Source organism: Pseudomonas sp. S3E12 (assembly GCF_001702295.1).
In the GTDB taxonomy this organism is placed as follows: Bacteria; Pseudomonadota; Gammaproteobacteria; order Pseudomonadales; family Pseudomonadaceae; genus Aquipseudomonas; species Aquipseudomonas marginalis.
This window is the reverse complement of record NZ_MBDT01000032.1, coordinates 351,261-371,899: the sequence shown is the minus strand read 5'-3', so window position 1 is coordinate 371,899 and position 20,639 is coordinate 351,261. Positions and strand designations below refer to the sequence as shown.

The 20,639-nt window shown below is 61.9% G+C and carries 18 protein-coding genes and 4 pseudogenes; 10 read left to right on the top strand and 12 right to left on the bottom strand.

The window, feature by feature from the left end:
- Positions 1-194: 194 nt before the first annotated feature.
- Positions 195-1,130, bottom strand: a complete 936-nt coding sequence (locus tag BB029_RS26060; protein ID WP_065941368.1) for a helix-turn-helix domain-containing protein — start codon at positions 1,128-1,130, stop codon at positions 195-197.
- A 241-nt stretch (positions 1,131-1,371) separates the two neighbouring features.
- Between BB029_RS26060 and BB029_RS26055 the strand changes: the two genes are divergently transcribed.
- The 10 genes and pseudogenes from BB029_RS26055 to BB029_RS26020 all read left to right on the top strand — a co-directional run bounded on the left by BB029_RS26055 (position 1,372) and on the right by BB029_RS26020 (position 10,497).
- The gene (locus BB029_RS26055; protein WP_065941367.1) at positions 1,372-2,430 is read left to right on the top strand and encodes a phenylacetaldoxime dehydratase family protein; all 1,059 of its coding nucleotides are present in this window, start codon (positions 1,372-1,374) and stop codon (positions 2,428-2,430) included.
- A gap of 90 nt (positions 2,431-2,520) precedes the next feature.
- Complete coding sequence (locus BB029_RS33415; protein WP_168166842.1) at positions 2,521-2,733, top strand: hypothetical protein; 213 nt, start codon at positions 2,521-2,523, stop codon at positions 2,731-2,733.
- On the top strand, positions 2,708-4,222 hold the full coding sequence (locus BB029_RS26050) for an amidase (protein WP_065941366.1): 1,515 nt from the start codon (positions 2,708-2,710) through the stop codon (positions 4,220-4,222). The genes BB029_RS33415 and BB029_RS26050 overlap by 26 nt, the downstream gene beginning before the upstream one ends.
- 84 nt (positions 4,223-4,306) lie before the next feature.
- Positions 4,307-4,891 carry a nitrile hydratase subunit alpha gene (nthA, locus tag BB029_RS26045; RefSeq protein ID WP_065941365.1) on the top strand — a complete coding sequence of 195 codons (585 nt, stop codon included), beginning with the start codon at positions 4,307-4,309 and terminating at the stop codon, positions 4,889-4,891.
- A gap of 40 nt (positions 4,892-4,931) precedes the next feature.
- Positions 4,932-5,594, top strand: a complete 663-nt coding sequence (gene nthB, locus BB029_RS26040; protein ID WP_027605698.1) for a nitrile hydratase subunit beta — start codon at positions 4,932-4,934, stop codon at positions 5,592-5,594.
- Positions 5,591-6,850, top strand: a complete 1,260-nt coding sequence (locus BB029_RS26035) for a GTP-binding protein (RefSeq protein ID WP_065941364.1) — start codon at positions 5,591-5,593, stop codon at positions 6,848-6,850. The genes nthB and BB029_RS26035 overlap by 4 nt, the downstream gene beginning before the upstream one ends.
- A 19-nt stretch (positions 6,851-6,869) precedes the next feature.
- Positions 6,870-7,883: pseudogene (locus BB029_RS34060) on the top strand (PAS domain-containing protein); the annotation flags it as partial.
- Positions 7,869-8,138: pseudogene (locus BB029_RS34345) on the top strand (methyl-accepting chemotaxis protein); the annotation flags it as partial. The pseudogenes BB029_RS34060 and BB029_RS34345, both read left to right, overlap by 15 nt.
- Before the next feature lie 96 nt (positions 8,139-8,234).
- Positions 8,235-9,875, top strand: a complete 1,641-nt coding sequence (locus tag BB029_RS26025) for an AMP-binding protein (protein ID WP_065941362.1) — start codon at positions 8,235-8,237, stop codon at positions 9,873-9,875.
- A 58-nt stretch (positions 9,876-9,933) separates the two neighbouring features.
- On the top strand, positions 9,934-10,497 hold the full coding sequence (locus BB029_RS26020) for a TetR/AcrR family transcriptional regulator (RefSeq protein ID WP_065941758.1): 564 nt from the start codon (positions 9,934-9,936) through the stop codon (positions 10,495-10,497).
- A gap of 86 nt (positions 10,498-10,583) precedes the next feature.
- Here BB029_RS26020 and BB029_RS26015 read toward each other — a convergent pair whose 3' ends face one another.
- From BB029_RS26015 to BB029_RS25970, 11 genes and pseudogenes are all read right to left on the bottom strand, one after another.
- Complete coding sequence (locus BB029_RS26015) at positions 10,584-11,654, bottom strand: chemotaxis response regulator protein-glutamate methylesterase (RefSeq protein ID WP_065941361.1); 1,071 nt, start codon at positions 11,652-11,654, stop codon at positions 10,584-10,586.
- Between the two features lie 32 nt (positions 11,655-11,686).
- A complete protein-coding gene (locus tag BB029_RS26010; RefSeq protein WP_065941360.1) occupies positions 11,687-12,172 on the bottom strand; it encodes a chemotaxis protein CheD in 486 nt (161 codons plus the stop codon).
- Entirely contained in the window at positions 12,165-12,968 is an 804-nt protein-coding gene (locus BB029_RS26005; protein ID WP_027605691.1) for a protein-glutamate O-methyltransferase CheR, read from the bottom strand. The genes BB029_RS26010 and BB029_RS26005 overlap by 8 nt, the downstream gene beginning before the upstream one ends.
- A gap of 21 nt (positions 12,969-12,989) precedes the next feature.
- Positions 12,990-13,514: a chemotaxis protein CheW gene (locus tag BB029_RS26000; RefSeq protein ID WP_065941359.1), complete on the bottom strand. Its 525-nt coding sequence runs from the start codon at positions 13,512-13,514 to the stop codon at positions 12,990-12,992.
- Positions 13,515-13,619: 105 nt separating this feature from the next.
- Positions 13,620-14,132, bottom strand: coding sequence for a chemotaxis protein CheW (locus BB029_RS25995; RefSeq protein WP_371263367.1), 513 nt, complete (start codon positions 14,130-14,132; stop codon positions 13,620-13,622).
- Between the two features lie 122 nt (positions 14,133-14,254).
- Positions 14,255-14,972, bottom strand: a pseudogene (locus tag BB029_RS33910) (methyl-accepting chemotaxis protein); the annotation flags it as partial.
- A gap of 63 nt (positions 14,973-15,035) precedes the next feature.
- A pseudogene (locus BB029_RS33905) lies at positions 15,036-16,553 on the bottom strand (MCP four helix bundle domain-containing protein); the annotation flags it as partial.
- Between the two features lie 23 nt (positions 16,554-16,576).
- On the bottom strand, positions 16,577-18,709 hold the full coding sequence (locus BB029_RS25985) for a chemotaxis protein CheA (protein WP_065941357.1): 2,133 nt from the start codon (positions 18,707-18,709) through the stop codon (positions 16,577-16,579).
- A gap of 4 nt (positions 18,710-18,713) precedes the next feature.
- Entirely contained in the window at positions 18,714-19,031 is a 318-nt protein-coding gene (locus BB029_RS25980; RefSeq protein WP_027605686.1) for a lipid asymmetry maintenance protein MlaB, read from the bottom strand.
- A gap of 33 nt (positions 19,032-19,064) precedes the next feature.
- Positions 19,065-19,433 (bottom strand): response regulator, encoded by a 369-nt coding sequence (locus BB029_RS25975; RefSeq protein WP_027605685.1) that lies wholly within the window; start codon positions 19,431-19,433, stop codon positions 19,065-19,067.
- A 13-nt stretch (positions 19,434-19,446) separates the two neighbouring features.
- Entirely contained in the window at positions 19,447-20,478 is a 1,032-nt protein-coding gene (locus tag BB029_RS25970) for a methyl-accepting chemotaxis protein (protein WP_256558451.1), read from the bottom strand.
- Positions 20,479-20,639 lie beyond the last annotated feature (161 nt).

The window sequence follows — 20,639 nt, the reverse complement described above, 5'->3', positions numbered from 1 at the left end:
CCCGGCGAGGCGGCGTCGGCCGCGTCGGGCTTGAATCGGCAGTGCGCCCAACGCAGCCTCGCTTGCGCTCGGCAGCTGCTACGAGGGGCAAGTCCGTGAGGTGGGCAGGGGATCGCTAGCAACTTAACCCTTTCATCTCGTCCACTTTATCGAGCAGGACGCCAATAACCCCCGCCTTTTTTTTGGGGGGCCCATCAGTTGCGCGTCAAGAGCGTGTGCGGCGCAACCCCAAACGCCTTGCGAAAAGCATGACTGAAGTGGGAGAAATCGGAAAAACCGAAGTCCAGTGCGGCTTGGGAAACGCTGCGCACCTGGCCGCACTCGATAGCCGCGCGACTGGCATTCAGCCGTTCTTTCCAGATCTCCGCGACCGGGCTTTTCTGATGACGGGCGAATGCGCGGGTCACCGTGCGGGTGGACACGTGGTGGGCTTGGGCGATCAGTTCGATCGACAGTTCTCGCTCGCTCAAGTGGTGCTGGATGTAGGTCATTATCCGCGCGTAAAGATCCAACTCCTGATGAGTCGTCTTCAGGTCCTGGAGTTCCAGGCTGATCGCGAGCAGGTCAATTATCGTGTTGGAGTAACGATTGCAAATGCCTCCATCCTCCAGAAGCACGGGAGTGTTCGCCATCTGGCGCAGCATCTCGCGCAACGGCACCACACCGGGGCGGCGGTCATCCAGCACCATTGCGGTGCATTCCGCCACACGCGGCAACCGCTCGGTCAGCAACTGCCGAGGGATGCGCATCAAGTGGTTTTCGCTCCCCCCCAGGCTGAATCGGAACGGCCGGGTTGCGTCATAAAGGAACAAATTACCCGCGCCCAGTGTGGCCTTGCGCCCCTCTTGCTCAAGTTCGCCATACCCATTGAGGGTGAAGCCCAGCCACAGGTCGTCGGCGGGACCACTGCGTAAATGCCGCTCGGAACGGACCCAATGGTGCAGCGGGGACGACAGCCTGGAGACATCCAACGCCCCTACGCCGGAGACCTGGAGCGTTCCGTTGAAATCGCTCTGGGTCGAGGGTTTGCTGTCGGCCATAAGACAATGGCGACACACCACTTCTTTCCAATAATCGAAGCGACGCGGTTGCGAAACGGCAAGGGTGGAATAGTGATTGTTCTGAGCCATGGCACTCACCTTAATGCAACGACTTGAAGCAGCGACACGCTGCCGGTCGATCTTGGAAAGCAAAATTCAGACCACGCCCAGCCCTCTTTATCGCGCCCGAGCCCTGGCATCGGGCATCTGTCTTTTCCAACCAAACGGTTGTCCTGGCGAACAAAGCGAGGCGGTTCGTACCTGCCTGACTATGACCTCACAGCCTGTCCAGCCCGTTACGCCTGAACCTGAAAAAAACAAGGAGCCGCCCATGGAATCTGCGATCGACAAACACCTTAGATGCCCACGGACGTTGTCCCGCCGGGTGCCCGAGGACTACCAGCCGCCCTTCCCTATGTGGGTCGGCCGCGCTGGCGAACAATTGAAGCAGGTAGCGATGGCTTACCTGGGCGTGCAGTTTCGCGGTGAGGCGCAGCGTGAGCGTGCCCTTAAGGCCATGCGCGACATCGTCGGCAGCTTCAGCCTGCCCGACGGCCCGCAGACCCACGACTTGACCCATCACACGGACAACAGTGGCTACGACAACCTGATGATCGTCGGCTACTGGAAGGACGCCGCAGCCTATTGCCGCTGGCTGCGATCACCGCCCGTCAATGATTGGTGGGCATCGCCGGATCGCCTGAACGACGGCCTGGGTTATTTTCGCGAAATCACCGCGCCGCGTGCCGAGCAGTTCGAAACCCTCTATGCGTTCCAGACGCAGTTGCCGGGGGTGGGCGCGATCATGGACACCACCAGCGGCGAGATCGAAGAGCACGGTTACTGGGGCTCGATGCGCGATCGTTTCCCGGCGTCCCAGACCGACTGGATGAGCCCCACGGGCGAGCTGAAGGTGGTGCTGGGAGACCCGGCCAAAGGTGGCCGCGTCATCGTCATGGGCCATGACAACATCGCGCTGATTCGCTCCGGCCAGGATTGGGCTGACGCCGAGGCTGACGAGCGCTCGCTGTACCTCGACGAAATCTTGCCGACATTGCAGGACGGCATGGATTTCCTGCGCGATAACGGTGCCCCCCTGGGCTGCTACAGCAATCGATTCGTGCGCAATATCGACCTCGACGGCAACTTCCTCGACATGAGCTACAACATCGGCCACTGGCGCTCGGTCGAGAAACTGGAACGCTGGGCGGAATCCCATCCCACCCACCTGCGCATCTTTGTCACCTTCTTCCGCGTGGCGGCCGGCCTGGTGAAGTTGCGGCTGTACCACGAAGTGTCGGTCTCGGACGCCAAGAGCCAGCTGTTCGAGTACATCAACTGCCACCCGCAGACCGGCATGTTGCGTGATGCAGGTGTCGCGCAAAGCTGACCCTCGGCACCGCCCCATCCGTCCCGATTATTTTTTGGCCCTCATCTCTAGCGCATGGGGTCGGGGCCACTTTTTGACAGGCATCTGACCATGAAGTGGCAGCGGGCTGAGCTGTCCTGTTCAGCCAAGCGAGTGTCCTGTTCAACCAAGCCGCAGTGGCAAAAGAGGCCTAATTTGTTCTCCATTACTACCCGGAATGATCCGACCCCGAAAGTGCTGGAAGTGTTTGAACAGCCTCAAGTCTTCCCGCCGATCATCGATGAAATCAAGGAAAATCATGGCCATTATTCGACCCACGCTTGATCAACTGCAGGACCTCGCCACCCAGTTGCACATGCAACTGACGCCGGAGCAGGCAGCGCAGTACCTGGACCTGATGCAACCGAGTTTCGACGCGTACGACCTGGTCGATGAGCTGCCTGATTTCGTTCCGCCCGTACGCTACGAGCGCAGTTCGGGCTATCGGCCCTCGGACAAGGAAAACCCGTTGAACGCCTGGTACTACCGGGCTGAAGTGAGCGGGGCCCGGGAGGGCCTGCTGGCCGGCAAAACCGTCGCGCTGAAAGACAACATCGCCCTGGCAGGCGTGCCGCTGATGAATGGCGCCGCGCCCCTGGCCGGTTTCGTGCCGTCATTCGACGCCACCGTGGTCACGCGCCTGCTGGATGCCGGTGCGACGATCCTGGGCAAGGCCACCTGTGAGCATTACTGTTTGTCCGGCGGCAGTCACACCTCTGACCCGGCCCCCGTGCACAACCCCCATCGTCACGGTTACGCCGCCGGCGGTTCTTCCTCGGGCAGTGCGGCGTTGGTCGCGGCCGGAGAGGTGGACATGGCCGTTGGCGGTGATCAAGGCGGGTCCATCCGAATCCCGTCGTCCTTCTGCGGCACCTACGGCATGAAGCCGACCCACGGCCTGGTGCCCTACTCCGGGGTCATGGCGATTGAAGCCACGATCGACCATGTCGGCCCTATTACCGCCAACGTGCGCGACAACGCGCTGATGTTGCAAGCCATGGCCGGCGCGGATGGGCTTGACCCGCGCCAGGCTGCGCCGCAAGTCGACGACTATCACAGCTACCTGACGAGGGGCGTGCGCGGGCTCAAAATCGGTGTGTTGCAAGAGGGCTTCGCACTGGCCAACCAGGACCCTCGCGTCGCCGAGAAAGTGCGTGACGCCATCGCTCGTCTCGAGGCGTTGGGCGCGCAGGTCGAGGCGGTGTCCGTTCCCGAGCACAACCTGGCGGGCTCGTTGTGGCACCCCATCGGCTGCGAAGGCTTGACCATGCAGATGATGCATGGCAACGGCGCGGGCTTTAACTGGAAAGGCCTCTACGATGTCGGCCTGCTGGACAAACAGGTGGGCTGGCGCGAGCAGGCCGACCAATTGTCCGCGTCGCTCAAGCTGTGCATGTTCGTCGGTCAATACGGGCTGAACCACTACAACGGACGTTATTACGCCAAGGCGCAAAACCTCGCGCGCTTTGCCCGGCAGGGCTATGACAAGGCGCTGCAGACCTACGACCTGCTGGTGATGCCAACCACGCCGATCATTGCCCAACCTCACCCACCGGCGGACTGCTCGATCACTGAGTACGTGGCGCGCGCGCTGGAGATGATCGGCAACACCGCGCCACAGGACATCACCGGGCATCCCGCCCTGTCGATTCCATGCGGGCGGGTCGACGGCCTGCCCGTCGGGCTGATGCTGGTCGCCAGACACTATGCCGAAGGCACCCTTTACCAGGCTGCGGCGGCGTTTGAAGCCTCCGTGGACTGGCGCACGCTCTGAGCCGTCTACGGGCGCCGCCGGCGCCCGTAGAACAATAAGAAATCCAATGACTTTACCACCGTGTTGACTGATAGGAGTGACCCCATGAGTACAGCTACTTCAACGCCCGGCGAAAGAGCCTGGGCATTGTTTCAAGTCCTCAAGAGCAAGGAACTCATCCCGGAGGGGTATGTCGAGCAGCTCACGCAATTGATGGAGCACGGCTGGAGCCCCGAGAACGGCGCCCGTGTGGTGGCCAAGGCATGGGTCGATCCGCAGTTCCGGGCACTGTTGCTCAAGGACGGCACCGCGGCCTGCGCCCAGTTCGGCTACACCGGCCCCCAGGGCGAATACATCGTCGCTCTGGAGGACACGCCGACGCTGAAGAACGTGATTGTCTGCAGCCTGTGCTCCTGCACCAACTGGCCGGTCCTCGGCCTGCCACCGGAGTGGTACAAGGGTTTCGAGTTCCGCGCACGCCTGGTCCGGGAGGGGCGCACGGTACTGCGCGAGCTGGGGACGGAGTTGCCCCGGGACATGGTGGTCAAGGTCTGGGATACCAGCGCCGAAAGCCGCTACCTGGTGCTGCCGGTCAGGCCGGAAGGCTCAGAACACATGAGCGAAGAGCAGCTTCAAGCGCTGGTGACCAAAGACGTGCTGATCGGCGTCGCCCTGCCCCGCGTGGGCTGAAAACAACACCTCATCATCGTTCACTCCCGGAGTTTTGATTATGGATGGCTTTCACGATCTCGGCGGTTTCCAAGGCTTTGGAAAAGTCCCTCACACCATCAACAGCCTGAGCTACAAACAGGTGTTCAAGCAGGACTGGGAGCATCTGGCCTACAGCTTGATGTTCATCGGTGCCGACCACTTGAAAAAGTTCAGCGTGGACGAAGTGCGTCACGCCGTCGAACGCCTGGATGTGCGCCAGCATGTCGGCACCCAGTACTACGAACGCTACGTCATCGCGACCGCCACCCTGCTGGTCGAAACCGGCGTGATCACCCAGGCGGAGCTTGATCAGGCCTTGGGCTCCCACTTCAAGCTGGCGAATCCCGCCCATGCCGAGGGCCGCCCGGCGATCACGGGGCGGCCGCCCTTCGAGGTGGGGGATCGGGTGGTGGTGCGAGACGAATATGTGGCTGGGCACATCCGCATGCCCGCCTACGTGCGCGGCAAGGAAGGCGTGGTCCTGCACCGCACGTCAGAGAAATGGCCGTTCCCCGACGCGATTGGGCATGGCGATGTAAGCGCAGCCCATCAACCCACCTACCACGTCGAGTTCGCCGTGAAGGACCTGTGGGGAGATGCCGCCGATGAGGGTTTTGTGGTGGTCGACCTGTTCGAAAGCTACCTGGACAAGGCCGCCGGCCCGCGCGCGGTGAACCCATGACAGACGGCGCCCAGGCAAGCCGACTGCCGGTGACGGTCCTTTCGGGCTTCCTCGGCGCCGGCAAAACCACCCTGCTCAACCACATCCTGCGCAATCGCGAAGGCCTGCGCGTGGCCGTCATCGTCAATGACATGAGCGAAGTCAATATCGATGCCGAAGAAGTGCAGCGCGATGTCGCGCTGCACCGTGGTCGCGATGAGTTGATCGAGATGAGCAACGGGTGCATCTGCTGCACCCTGCGCGCCGATTTGCTCGAGCAGATCAGCATGCTCGCACGCCAGCAGCGTTTCGATTACCTGCTGATTGAGTCCACGGGGATCTCCGAGCCGATGCCGGTCGCGGAGACGTTCGCCCTCCTTGACGCTGATGGCTTCAGCCTCAGCGAACTGGCGCGCCTGGACACCTTGGTGACGGTGGTCGATGGCAGTCGTTTCCAGGAGCTGCTCGAATCGCCGGACACCGTGGCCCAGGATGACGCTACGCCGGACACGCCCAAGCGCCACCTGGCCGATCTGCTGATCGAACAGGTGGAGTACGCCAACGTCATTCTCGTCAACAAGCTGGATCTGATCGATGCAGCGCAGTATCAGGCCGTGCAGGCGATCCTCACGGGGCTTAACCCGACGGCGCGGATCATGCCGATGGCCCACGGTAACATCCCGTCAGCCAGCCTGCTCGGCACCCATCTGTTTGATTTACCCAGCCTCGCGGCGTCGCCGGGCTGGATGCGGAAAATGGAGGCGACCGACGCGCCGGTCTCCGAGTCGGACACCTATGGCGTGACGTCCTGGGTGTACCGTGAGCGCGCGCCTTTCCACCCGCAGCGGTTGCTCGACTTTCTCCAGCAGCCCTGGAGCAACGGGCGGTTGCTGCGCAGCAAAGGTTACTTCTGGCTCGCCAGCCGCCACCTGGAAACCGGCCTGCTGGTGCAAAGCGGCAAGCGGTTCCAGTGGGACTATGTCGGGCGCTGGTGGAACTTCATCGAGCCGTCGCAATGGCCCCGGGACGAATACCGGCTGCAGGGCATCAGGGCCAAATGGGACAGCGTGGTCGGCGACTGCCGGCAGGAGTTGGTGTTTATCGGCCAGGGCCTCGACACCGACGCGTTACAGCGTGAGCTCGACCACTGCCTGCTGAGCGCCCAGGAAATCGCCGCCGGCCCACTGGCCTGGCAGGCGCTGCCAGGGGCGACCGCCTTTGACCGACAGGCCCTTGCCCGCACCCCCACACAGCCCATGGCGATTGCCCCCATTTGATCCGAGATAGAGGTGCCCCATGCTCTTTTTCAGCCGAACCAGCCGCTGGGTATTGGCTCCGCTTGCCGACAGACTGGATGAGCCTGACCAGGCGAGTACACCGCTGTCGTCGAGCAACCCGTTATTGCGACGCATCCTGGCGGGCGTCGAGACATTGCTGCAAGAGCGGCGAGCCCTGAAAGCACAGACACACGCGCTGGCATTGGAAGCCACCCAACTGGCCGAACACCTGGCCCGCCGCGACGCGCTTTTACAGGAGCAGGAAGCGCGCTGGGCACTTATCGCCCAAGGCGCAGGTGAACTGTTTTGGGAACTGCAACCGGCAGGTATTGCTGCACCCGCACCGGAGTGGGCTATGAAGTGGACAGGGTCCGCGTCGATCCCGACCCAAGGTATTGATCAACTTGGCCGCTGGAACGAGCACCTGCACGCGACGGACCGGCAACGCCTGCTCGACGCGCTGGCCCGGCACCTGGCTGATCGCAGCGGGCGAACGCCCTTTGCGCTGGACGTACGCATGGCCCTTGCATCAGACGGTGACTATCGTTGGTGCAGGATCAGCGGTGTCGCGCGCCGGGATGCGCAAGGGGTACCGGTCGCCATCGGCGGAAGCCTGCGTGACATTCATGAACAGCGCCTGCACGAAGAGTCACTCGAACTGGCGGCCACACGCTTCGAGATTTCCCGTGAAATGCTCCATGACGGGCTCTGGGACATTGAGGTGGTGGCGGGTGACCCGGCGAACCCGAACAACACCATCTGGTGGTCTTCGCAAATGCGGCGACTGCTGGGGTACACCACGGTTGAGGAATTTCCCAACACATTGGAAAGCTGGACCTCACGCTTGCATCCAGACGACAGCGCGCGGGCAATCGCGGCGTTTGTCGCCCACGTCGAAGACCGCAGCGGAAAAACGCCCTTTGATGTCGATTATCGGCTCAAGCACAGCAGTGGCAATTACCGCTGGTTTCGTGGCCGTGGGCAAACGCGCCGCGCAGAGGACGGTTCCCCGCAAAGGGTGGTGGGCGCCATTACCGATATCCATGCCCACCATGAAGAAAACAGCATGCGTGAGGCTCAGGAACACCAGCACCGAGTAATGCAGGAGACCCTGCGCAAGCTGACGCACATTGTCGCCACCATCCAGGGCATCGCCAGCCAGACCAACCTGTTGGCCTTGAATGCCGCCATTGAGGCCGCCCGCGCAGGCGACGCCGGACGCGGGTTCGCGGTGGTCGCCGATGAAGTTCGCAAGCTGGCGACCCGCACCAGCCAGGCGACCCAGCAAGCGGCCGACATGATGGACAGCTAGCGCCACCGCGCCGAGTCGTGAGCAGCGCAACTATTGGCCGTACAAACCCAACAATAAGAACCAGGTATCGTTATGCGTGATTATCAAGCTGTGGCCACATCCTTCAATTACCAGCAGACCGCCGAACTGGCTTTGCAAGGCGACCTGACGGCCCTGAACGCCTGCGTCGAATGTTGCGACCGGCACGCCCACGACGACGCCGTGGCGTTGTATTGCGAAGCGCAGGATGGCAGCGCCGCCCAATACACATTCAGCCAATTGCAGGCCAGCGCTGCCCGCTTCGGCCATTTTTTGCGCGAGCAAGGGGTAAAACCGGGCGACCGGGTTGCCGGCCTGATGCCGCGCACGGTTGAACTGCTGATTGCCATCTTGGGGACCTGGCGGGTGGGCGCGGTCTATCAACCGCTCTTCACCGCATTCGGTCCCAAGGCGATCGAGCAACGATTGGGCTGCTCCAACGCGCGCTGGATCGTGACGGATGCGCAGAACCGTCCCAAGCTGGATGAGATCGGCAACTGCCCAAGCGTGATCGTAACCGGCGAGGGCCCGCAGAACCCCGGCGACTACCCGTTCTGGAGCATCCTCGACGGCCAAGACGTCGAGTGCGAACCGGTACTGCTGGACGCCAGCGCGCCATTCCTGCTGATGTGCACATCGGGTACCACGGGGCCGGCCAAACCTCTGGAAGTGCCGTTGCGCGCCATTCTGGCCTTCAAGGGTTATATGCGCGACTCCATTGGCCTGCAGCAGGACGACCGGTTCTGGAACCTGGCCGATCCCGGCTGGGCCTATGGCCTGTATTACGCGGTGACCGGCCCGCTGGCCTGTGGTCATGCCACGCTGTTCTACAACGGCCCTTTTACGGTGGAGAGTACGTGCCGAGTCATTGCCAAGTACGCCATCAGCAATCTGGCCGGCTCCCCGACGGCGTACCGCCTGCTGATCGCCGAGGGGGCAGCGTTCGCCGACGCCGTGCGCGGCCGCCTGCGTGCCGTCAGCAGTGCCGGCGAGCCGCTCAACCCACACGTGATCCGCTGGTTTGCCGAGCAACTCGGCGTGACCATTCACGATCATTACGGCCAGACGGAAATCGGCATGGTGTTGTGCAATCACCATGGTTTGCGTCACCCGGTCCGTGAGGGCTCGGCGGGTTATGCGGTGCCCGGCTACCGCATCGTCGTGCTGGACGACGCGCATAGGGAGTTGCCGGCGGGTCAGCCGGGCGTCCTGGCGGTGGATCGCGAACGCTCGCCCCTGTGCTGGTTCGACGGCTACCTGGGTATGCCCACCCGGGCCTTTGTGGGGCGCTATTACCTGAGCGGCGACAGTGTGGAGCTGAATGACGACGGCAGTATCAGCTTCGTCGGCCGCAACGATGATGTGATCACCACGTCCGGCTACCGCGTCGGGCCGTTCGACGTCGAGAGCGCGCTGATCGAACACCCGGCGGTGATCGAGGCGGCGGTGATCGGCAAGCCCGACCCGCAACGCACCGAGCTGATCAAAGCCTTTGTCGTGCTCGACAGCCAGTATCAGCCCAGCGCCGAGCTGGCCGAAGTACTGCGCCTGCATGTAAGGCAGCGCCTGGCCGCCCATGCCTATCCCCGGGAAGTGGAGTTCGTCGAGCAACTCCCCAAGACCCCCAGCGGCAAGTTGCAGCGCTTTATCCTGCGCAATCAGGAAATTGCCCGGCAGCAGGCGCCCGGGGCATGAACCCGTGGCCGGTGTACCGGAGCGCCAGGCGTGCGCGCAATCCGAGGCAAAGCGTGTGCTGAACCGATCAGACTTCCAGCGCAAAGCCTCGGAGTTATTCAAGGAGCGCAGTTTCAACCAGGTCAGCATGCGTGAACTCGCCGCCCATGTCGGCATAAGCCCGGGGGCGATCTATCACCATGTGGAAAGCAAGGAGGCGCTGCTTTACGAACTGCTGATGGAGCTGTATCAAACCCTGTTGTCCCAGGTGCACGGCATCAAGAATCGCCGATTGGCACCCGATCAACGCCTGGCCCAACTGATTGACTGTCACCTTCAATTGCATGAACACATGACCGGACACTTCAAGCTGGCGGTCATGGACGCCAATTGCCTGGGCGACCCGATGCAGGCAAGCGTCCAGCGCCTGAGGCGTGCCTATGAGTCGGAAATAATGGATCTGATCGGCCAGGCAGGCCATCCACCGGGCGGGCCGTTGCGCGAGGGCGCGCTCACGGCCATCTTGCCCATGCTGAACAGTCTACCCACCTGGTTAAGCCCGATGCTCGATAACGCCCAGCGGCGAACGATTACGAAGACCATCGCCTGTGCGGTGTTACAGGCCATTGATTCCCTGCCCTGAGCCCACCATGACCCATACTGAAACGCCAGGCTGGCCCGAGGCGGGTTGCTGGAACGCCTCATCAATCAGCACAGAACCCCGAACCGTCAGCGGCGCTGATGCATAGAGTGCAGAATCGCTGCCGATATCTGCTCAAGGGGCAACTCACGCTCCACGGCCCCCAGTTTGAACGCCTCCTTGGGCATGCCATACACCACGCAGGACTCTTCATCCTGGCCCAGGGTGCGGGCGCCGTTGTCGTGCATTTCCTTCAGGCCCCGGGCGCCGTCGTCGCCCATCCCCGTCATGATGATCCCCAGCGCGTTACTCCCGGCACTGCGGGCCACCGAACGAAACAGTACATCAACGGAAGGTCGATGCCGGCTGACCGGAGGTCCGTCGACAATTTCCACCTGGTATTGGGCGCCGCTGCGCTTGAGCACCATGTGCCGGCCACCAGGGGCAATCAGTGCACAACCGGGGATAACCCGGTCACCGTTCTTCGCCTCCCTGACCTCGATCTCGCACAGTCGATTGAGGCGCTCGGCAAACGCGGCGGTGAAGTGTTCGGGCATGTGCTGCACGATGACGATGCCCGGGCAGACCCTGGGCAAGGCGGTCAACACCAACTCCAGGGCTTGGGTGCCGCCCGTGGACGTCCCAATGGCGACAATGTTCTCGGTGGTGCGCGCCATTGCCTGGGTGCCCGCCGGCAATATGACGTCGGCCGTCAGCCTGGCGGGAGCGCGTTCGCTGGAAGGCACCATGCGCTTCATGTTGGCCCGCGCAGCGGCCTTGACGGCCCCCGCCAATTCATCGGCACTGTCGGTGAGAAACTGGCGCAGGTTGAGTTGTGGCTTGGTCACAATGCTGACCGCGCCGGCCGCCAGTGCCTGCATGGTGGTGGCCGCGCCCTTTTCGGTCAGGGTGGAGCAGATGACCACGGGCGTGGGGTGTTCGGCCATCAACTTCTTGAGGAACGTGATGCCATCCATCCGTGGCATCTCCACGTCCAACACAATCACATCCGGCCATTGCTTGTTCATTTTGTCCATGGCGAACACCGGGTCTGCCGCCGCGCCGATAACCTCAATAGCGGGGTCTTGCCCCAGGGTCGCCGTGAGTACCTGACGCACCACGGCGGAATCATCAATGATCAGCACTTTGATAAGGCTCATGTCGCACGTTCTCCATGAGGGCTGCTGGGGGTTCACTTCAAGGCCAGGTAGTTGAGTTCGATTTCGCCGTTGGCCAGATCGAACACAATCGTCCGATAACCCACGCCTTCCACATGGAAGTGTTGACACCGCAACTGATGCAGATCGAGCAGACGCATGGCCTGTTCGACATTGCGTTGGCCGACGTAATCATTGTCCGAGCGCACAAGCCCGGGAAACATGTTGCCACCGCCGAATACGCTGATCCTGAACTCCGTCGGCAGGGCCTTGATCGACTGTATTCGAGCGAGCAACAGTTCAAAGGCTTCGTTGCCGTAGCGACCATCCAGGACGCCCTGTTTGGTCACGGCGCGCTGTGGCAGCAGGTAGTGACACATGCCCCCCAGCAAGCGCCGGGGATGCCAGAACACCAATGCAACACAGGATCCCAGCACCGTACGCAGGCGAATCGCACCCGAGCCGAAAAACCACTCGCCGGGATTCAGGAACACCTCGTTGGGCGGTCGACTGTCAGGCATGCGGCCTCCGGTAGATGGAAGGCTTGACCAGCCGCAGCTGATCGGTAATGCCGTTGAGGCTCTCCGAATGGCTGACCAGAAAGTACCCACCCGGCTTGAGGTGACTGACCAGGCGCTTGACCACCTGCACTTTGGTGTCGTTGTCAAAATAGATCATCACGTTGCGCAGGAAGATCACATCGAACATCCCCAGTTTCGGCAACGGGTTATTCAGATTGATCGACTGGAAATCGATCTTCGCCGCCAGCGCCGGGTCGACCATGAAACAACCGTGGTTGGCGCCCACGCCCTTGAGGCAATACTTGTTCAACAGCGCCTCGGGGATGCCGCGTATGCCGTCGAGGGGATAACGCCCAAGGCGGGCTTTTTCCAATACCCGGCTGCTGATGTCCGACGCGACAATCTCCCAGGGCCGGCCGGCGAGGTTGTCCGCCAGCACCATTGCCAGGGTGTAGGGTTCTTCGCCGGTCGAGCAGGCGCCACTCCATATGCGCAACGGCCCGCTGCCCCGCAGCTCGGGCAACGCGACATCGCGCAGGAAATCAAAATGCTTGGGCTCACGGAAAAAGTAGGTTTCGTTGGTGGTCAGCATGTCCACCGCGACCTGCAACTCCACGCTGTCCTTCATCAACACCTTGTAGTACGCACCGTAGGTATTGAGCTTGAACACCTGCAGCCGCTTGGCCAGGCGAGCGCTCACCAACTGTTTCTTGGCATCGGACAGGCTGATGCCGGCGATTTGATAAATGAGGTCACGAAACTGCACGAACTCGGCGTCAGAGAGGATCACGTTCATCAGGACATTCCCCCAGCCTGTTCAGGCGATCGAAGGTAGCGAAGACTCAAGGTTGACCAGCGCATCGACCTGTTCCAGGGACAACACGCGGCCGATGTCCAGCAACAGCACGAAACCGCTCTCCAGTTTGCCGATGCCCAGTAAAAAGTCGGCCCTGACATCGGTGCCGAAATTCAACGAGGGTTCGATGTCCTGGTCGGCGATTTCCAGGACCTCGCTGACCGCATCGACAATGATGCCCACCGGCTTGCGCTGGGCATTGGCCTGTACCTCAAGGATCACAACGCAGGTCCTTGGAGTCTGCACCGTGCGTTCGCCGCGAAAGCGCACCCCCAGGTCGAGCACGGGCACCGCCGCGCCGCGCAGGTTAATCACCCCGCGTATGCTGGGAGGCAGCAACGGCACGCTGGTGATCGGCCCGTATTCGATGATTTCCCGGACGTTGAGCGTGCCCACGGCGAACATCTCCTCCCCCAGCACAAAGGTGAGGTACTGGCTCGGGCTCGAGACGCTGGCATTGCCTGGACTGTCGATGGGTGGGGCCATGATTCACCTCGGGTCACATACGTTTTCGTCTTCATCAGGGGCGCTTCGCACCCCGGCGCGGGGCAAGCCCGCTCACCACAACAGCTCTATCCGCCGGGGAGATACCTAGACAGCGATCAGGCCGGCTATCTCATCGACACACAGCACATGCTCGATCTGCAGGAGCGTGACGAACTCGCCTCGCACCTTGGTCATCCCCCCGATGAAGTCGGTGCGAATGTGATTGCCGAACGCCGGAGCGGGCTTGATATCGATCTCGAGTATCTCGATCACTTCGCTGACCGAGTCCACCACCACCCCCAGGACCTGGGATTCGCCCTCCTTCGCCGCCTCAAGGATGACGATGCAGGTGCGACTGCCCAGTACCGTCGTGCCCTTGCCGAAACGCGCCTTGAGGTCCACGACCGGCACCACCGAGCCGCGCAGGTTGATAACCCCCCGCAGGAATTCCGGCATCATCGGTACGCTGGTCACCTGGTTGTATTCGATGATTTCACGAACACTCAGGGTATTGACCGCGTACATCTCCTCGGCCGCCAGGAAGGTCAGGTACTGCAAGGGTTCATCCACTGGCGACGCAGCTTCGACAGCGCCCTGCATGCCGGCTGAGGTGCCCATGGGTCAACTCCCGAAGCGGACGAAACCACCGTCCGAGGAGCGACTGTCCAGGTCCTGCGTGGACATGGCTCGGCTGATCTGGGGCATCGAGACATTGCGCCCGACACGTTTGCTTTGCACGGTGAAAAACCCCATGAGTTCCTGCAGCTGCTCGGCCTGGCCACTCATTTCCTCGGCCGTCGCCGCCAGCTCCTCGGAGGCCGACGCGTTTTGCTGGGTCAGTTGGCTCATCTGCGACATCGCGCTGTTGATTTGTTCGGAACCGATGGATTGTTCTTCCGAGGCAGCCGCAATTTCCTGCACCAGGTCGGAGGTCTTGGCAATCGACGGCACAATCTCGTCCAGCAGGTTGCCCGCCCGTTCGGCCAGGGCCACGCTGTTCTTGGCCACCTCACTGATTTCCTGTGCGGCAATCTGGCTGCGCTCCGCCAGTTTGCGCACTTCGGCCGCGACCACCGCAAAGCCTTTGCCGTGCTCGCCGGCCCGTGCCGCTTCGATCGCCGCGTTGAGCGCCAGCAAGTTGGTCTGGTAGGCAATGGAATCGACGATGCCGATTTTTTCGGCAATGGTTTTCATCGCTGCCACGGTGTCCTTCACGGCTCGACCGCCTTCCGAGGCTTCCTTGTTGGCTTTGCCCGCCATGCCGTCGGTGACCTTGGCATTTTCGGTGTTCTGGGAAATGGACGCCGACATTTGCTCCATCGACGCCGAGGTCTGTTCGACCGATGCCGCCTGCTCGGAAGCCGACTGGGCCATGCTTTGGGCGGTGGCGGAGATCTCTTCCGAAGCGCTCGACAGCGAGTCCGCCGAGCCGCGCACTTCGCCGATGATTTCCGAGAGTTTTTCCACGGTGCCATTGACCGAGTGCTTCAGCTCCAGGAACTTGCCCTGGTAGTCGCCGGTAATGCTGCGGGTCAGGTCGCCGGCGGCCATCGCCGACAGCACCTCCATGGCCTCGGTGATCGGTACGATGATCGCGTCCAGAGAACCGTTGATACCGAGGATGATGCGGCGGAAATCGCCCTGGTGCCGGGCGGCGTCAGGGCGGGTGTCCAGCTTGCCGATCAGCGCACTGTCGCTGATCTCGCTGGTGTCTTCCACAAGGGCCAGGATATTGGCGCGCAGTTGCTCGACGTTTTCATTGATAAAGGCTTTCTTGCCGGGGAAACGCTCCAGGGGCGCGGACAAATCCCCTTCGCCGAACGCGCGAATACAGGCCATGGCCTTTTTCTTCACGTTGATATGGCCGTTGACCATGTCATTGATGCCCTGGCCGATATCCCGGTACGAACCCGAGAAGCCCTCGACATCGATCATCACGTCAATGTCACCTTTTTCATGCTCGCTGGACATGTGCTGCATTTGATTGATCAGCGCCAGGATGTTGGTGCGCAACAGCTCGATGTTGTCGTTGATAAAGGCTTTTTTGCCCGGAAACTGCTCCAAGGGTGCAGACAGGTCACCGTTACCGAAGGAACGTATGCAGGCCATGGCTTTTTTCTTCACCGCGATGTGGCCGTTGACCATATCGTTGATGCCCTGGGCCATGGAGCGGTAACTGCCATGAAAGCGGCCGGCATCGATCTGTGCATCGATCTCGCCCTTGTCGTGCTCACTGGACATACGGTCCATCTCCACGATCAATTCATGCAGGTTCGCGCCCAACTGCTGCATGCTCGCCATCAGGCTGGTGGTGTCTCCCGCCTTGAGCGTTGCCTTGGCATTCAACTCGCCGGCCGATAGGCGTGCCGCATAGGCTTGCACCACGGTAGGTTCCGCCCCGAGCCGGCGCATCAGATTGCGCCCCAGCAAGACGCCGATCAGCAGGGTAGCCACCAGGGTCAGGCCGCTCACCAGCAGGATGAGGGTGCGTGCGTTCTTCTCGGTGGTGGTGGCGAGCACCTGGCCCTTGCGCCCCAGTTCCAGGTTGTATTCACGCAGCTCGCCGATCGCCGAGAGCACGGCGGTCTGCAGGCGCTGGCTCGTCTCGATCAATGCACGGGCCGAGGCCTGGTCACCGTCATCGATGAGCTTGTCGAAGTGGGTCTGCAACGCCGCAAACTCAGCCAAGTGGCCGCGCAGTTGTTTCAACAACGCCGCATCGTGCTCGTCGGAGGTCAACTCGGCCTGATAGCGATCCAGGGCTTTGCCAACGGCGCTGAAATCCTGCGCCACGCTGGCCGCGTAAGCCGCCACGCTGTTTTTGTCGGTCTCGTTCAAGCGTTGCCATTGCAAGGCGTGCAGGTCGGTGAAGGCCGCGGCGGCGCGGTCGATCTCCAACAGGCTGGGCACCGTATTGACGTTGGCATAGCTGGCACTCGTATTGATTTCACCGGCCAGGTACAGGCTGGTGCCACCCAACACGAAGACACCCAGCATGGCTGTGAAAACCAGCAACATGATATTTCTGATAACAGTCATGGCGAGGCACTCCTGATGACGCTTCAATGAGTCGATAAAGGGCTTGGGATCGAACGATGGGGGGTTTCCTTGGCAACCTGTCCTAGCAAATTCGGGATATCCAGGATCAGCGCAACGGCTCCACTTCCGAGGATGGTGAACCCGCCCAGCCCATGGGCATCACCAAACACTTTGCCCAGTGGCTTGATCACGGTTTGGAACTCCCCCTGCAGGCGATCGACCACCAGGCCGGCACGCAAACCTGCGTATTGCACGACGACCACGTTTTCCCGGTTGCCTCCAGGCTCTTGCACATCAAACATGTCGCGCAGCCGCAGGATCGGCAGCACCTCGCCCCGCAGGTCCAGGTAGCCGGTTTCGGTGCCCCGCTGAGGGGCCAGCTCGATGCACTCCTCCACCATGTTCAGCGGAATCACGTAAGAAGCCTTGCCCACGCCGATCAGGAAACCGTCAATGATCGCCAGCGTCAGCGGCAGGCGGATGCGCACCGTGGTGCCCTGCCCGACTTCGCTCTCGAGGCTGACGCTGCCGCGCAACGCCGTGATATTGCGCTTCACGACGTCCATGCCTACGCCACGGCCGGACAGGTTGCTGACCTGGTCGGCGGTGGAGAATCCCGGCTCGAAAATCAGATTCAGGATGTCTTTGTCCGACGGCTGCTGGCCCTCTCCCACCAACCCGCGCTCACGGGCCTTGGCCAGGATCTTGTCCTTGGCCAGGCCACCGCCGTCGTCGGACACCTCGATCACGATGCTGCCGGATTCGTGATAGGCATTCAGGCGTACCGTGCCCTGGGCCGGCTTGCCCCGCTGGAGGCGCGTCGACGCCGGCTCGATGCCGTGGTCCATGGCATTGCGCACCAAATGGGTCAGCGGGTCGCCAATGCGTTCGACGACGGTCTTGTCCAGCTCGGTCTCACCGCCGCCGATGTGCAGCACGATGTCCTTGCCCAACTCTTTGGAGACGTCCCGCACCACACGCTGGAACCGCGTGAAGGTTGCGCCGATCTGCACCATGCGCAGGGTCAGCGCCGAGTCGCGGACTTCCTCGACCAGCCGCGATAACAGGCTGGTGGATTCGATCATCTCGCCAATCCCACTGCGTACCGCCACCAGGTTGGCGCCGGCACCGGCGATGATCAGCTCGCCGACCAGGTTGATCAGTTGGTCCAGCTTGGCGGCATCGACCCGAATCAGGTTGCCTTCGTTACTCGCCGCGCTTTTGCCGGCCTTGACCGGCGGCGTTGTCGACTCCTGGACATCAGGCTCGCTGCGCGTTTCGACCGGTGCCTGCTCGGCATCCTGGGTCACGAGCAAGGCCTGGGCCTCGGTCAATGTGCCGCAACGCACCAGCAGCTCGACCAGCGTGGCGTTGTCTTCCGGCAAGCCGTCGAGATGGGTCCGACACGCCTGCACCGTGGCATTCGGTGCAAGGATGCGAACCAGCGCGTCCTCGCGGACAAAATCAAAGGCGCCGTCGATGACCTCCAGGGAAGCGTCGCTGGCCAGTGCGAGTTCAAACCCGAGGTAGTTGGTCTCCGGGTCCATGGCGGTCATGGGCGGCAATCCATCGAACAAGGTAACGGTATGCAGCAAGCGCCCCAGTGTGCTCAGGTAACGCAGGAACGCCAAGGGGTCCATGCCATTGCGCAACACATCCGGGCCAAAGCGCAGCGACAAATGCCAATGGCCGGGACTGCCGCCTGGCTCATCCGCCGGCGCCGGCGCTTGAAGGGCCGGCGCCGGGGTCGAGACCGCAGCGTCCAGATACAGCGACAGCCGCTCAATGAGCGCTTGACCCTGAGCCCGCACCGGTTCGTCCAGGCGATCCAGGTTGCCGTCTTCGGCCAGCAGGTCGATCAATTGGCCGATATGGTCACGGGCGTCGAGGAACAACGCACTCAACGCCTCGTCGACGCGCACTTCCAGGCTGCGCACCCGGTCCAGCACGCTTTCTGCGACGTGGGTGAACTCAACGATCGGCATCAAGCCAAACAGGCCGGCCGAACCTTTAATGGTGTGGGCCACACGGAACAGGCCGTTGATGGTGTCCAGGTCCTGGGGCGACTTCTCGATCTGCAGCAGCGCATCTTCCATTTGCAACAGAAGCTCGCGACTTTCGGCAATGAACGTCTGCAGCACGTCATCCATGTTCATACGCTTACGCTCCGACCGACTGGGTGAAACTCGCATTGGTGAAGTAGTCGTCAAGGCCGCTGAGGCGAAAGGCTTCGCTCACCGTCGAACTGGGGTTGCTCAGCAACAACTGGGTGCCTTCCTTGAGAGACTCGCGCTTGATGAGGATCAACAGCTGCAAACCGGCACTGTCGAGTTCATCGACACTGGACAGGTCCAACTCCACTTCATGGGCCAGGGGAAACAACGACAACAGCACGTCCTTTTGCTCGGCAGCCGTGTAGATCGTCAGGGGGCCTTCCATGACTTGGATTCGACGTAGCATCGGGACGGCGCTTTTCATGTAAACCTCCTGGCCAGCGGTCGCTGGTCATCGCTATGGCAGGATCAACTTGGAGACGGCGGTCAGCATTTGCGCAGGCTGGAATGGCTTGACCATCCAGGCCTTGGCGCCGGAGGCCTGGCCTTGCTGCTTCATCGCATCGCTGGCTTCGGTGGTCAGCATGATGACCGGCGTAAACTTGTAGGCCGGCAACAGCTTGGCCGCCTTGACGAAACTGAGGCCGTCCATGTTGGGCATGTTCACGTCGCTGACAATCAGGTGGATTTTGCGGCCGTCCAGTTTGCTCAGGGCGTCCTTGCCATCACAGCCTTCGATCACGTCGTAACCGGCGCCTTTGAGCGTGATGCTCACCACCTGGCGGATGGAGGCCGAGTCGTCGACGATCAGAATGGTCTTGCTCATCGGAAAAACTCCTCTAGAAAAACGTGATTTCGTTGGCAGCGGCCTGGGCAGGCGCTTTACCGCCATGAATGGCGTGCTGCTCCGGCATGGTGTAGGCCGTTGACAGCTCCTGCAGCCAACGGTCACTGCTCATCGGCGCCAGGGATTGTCCGCTGAGGCTCGACTCATGACGTTCGTCCAACTGCTGCTGCAACTTGTCGAGGTCGCGGGTAATCAAGGTCAACATCTGGCTGACGCGGTCCTGGAACTGCAGGGCAACCAGCACCTGGGCAATCTCGTCGGCGACATTGGCGCTCTGCTGCTGCAGGTCATGGCTGTTGCGCACAATGGTCTGGGCGGTTGCGCGAAAATGTTCGATAACCTCCGACACCACGCGCTCCGAATCGGCGAGGGTCAGGGTGTCTTGTTCGGCGTGGTGGCGGGACATCTGCACCGTGCGGGCGATGGCGGCGTTGACGGTGATCACGGTTTCGCTGATCTTGCGCCCGGTCTCGCCGGACATGCTCGACAACTTGCGCACTTCATCGGCGACCACCGCAAACCCTCGCCCCGCCTCCCCGGCTCGCGCAGCCTCGATAGCCGCGTTGAGGGCAAGCAAGTTGGTTTGACTGGCGATGTCGCCGACGAACTTGGCCATCTGCTGAAGCTGCTCGGTGAAGCCCGAGAGCTGCATGACTTCCTTGAGCTCATTCTCCTTGTTGGTGAGCGCGGCGCGCAGGGCCACGACGATGGAATTGAGGTCACGCTGGCCGACCTCCAGCAAGTCGACCAATTGTTGCGAAGCGTCCTGGCCGCCATTGCTGGAGACGCTGTGGCTGATGTTGGATGACAGCGTGCCAAAACGCTCGCTGAGGCTGAGAATCGAGGTCTCACTGATCGAACGCGCCGCTTCTATCTGCCGCGACCAGATCGGCAGCACGCTGACGCATACCTGCGCCAGGCCGTTATCGACGGCCAGCGTCGGAGCAATGGATGCCGGTTGATCGAGCTGCTGTTGCAGGCCACGCCACTGCGCCTGGCACCTGCTGTTTGCCCACAGGCCCATGCCGATACACAACGTAAACAACGCGCCACCAGCGGCCAGCGACCCCATGCTGAAGCGCTCGCTCCAGGCAATCGCAAGCCCGCCCAGCAGACCCGCGAACGCAACCGGAAACAGGGTCAAAGCAGCGGAAGGGGGTGGTGTCGGTGCGCTCACGGTCTGTC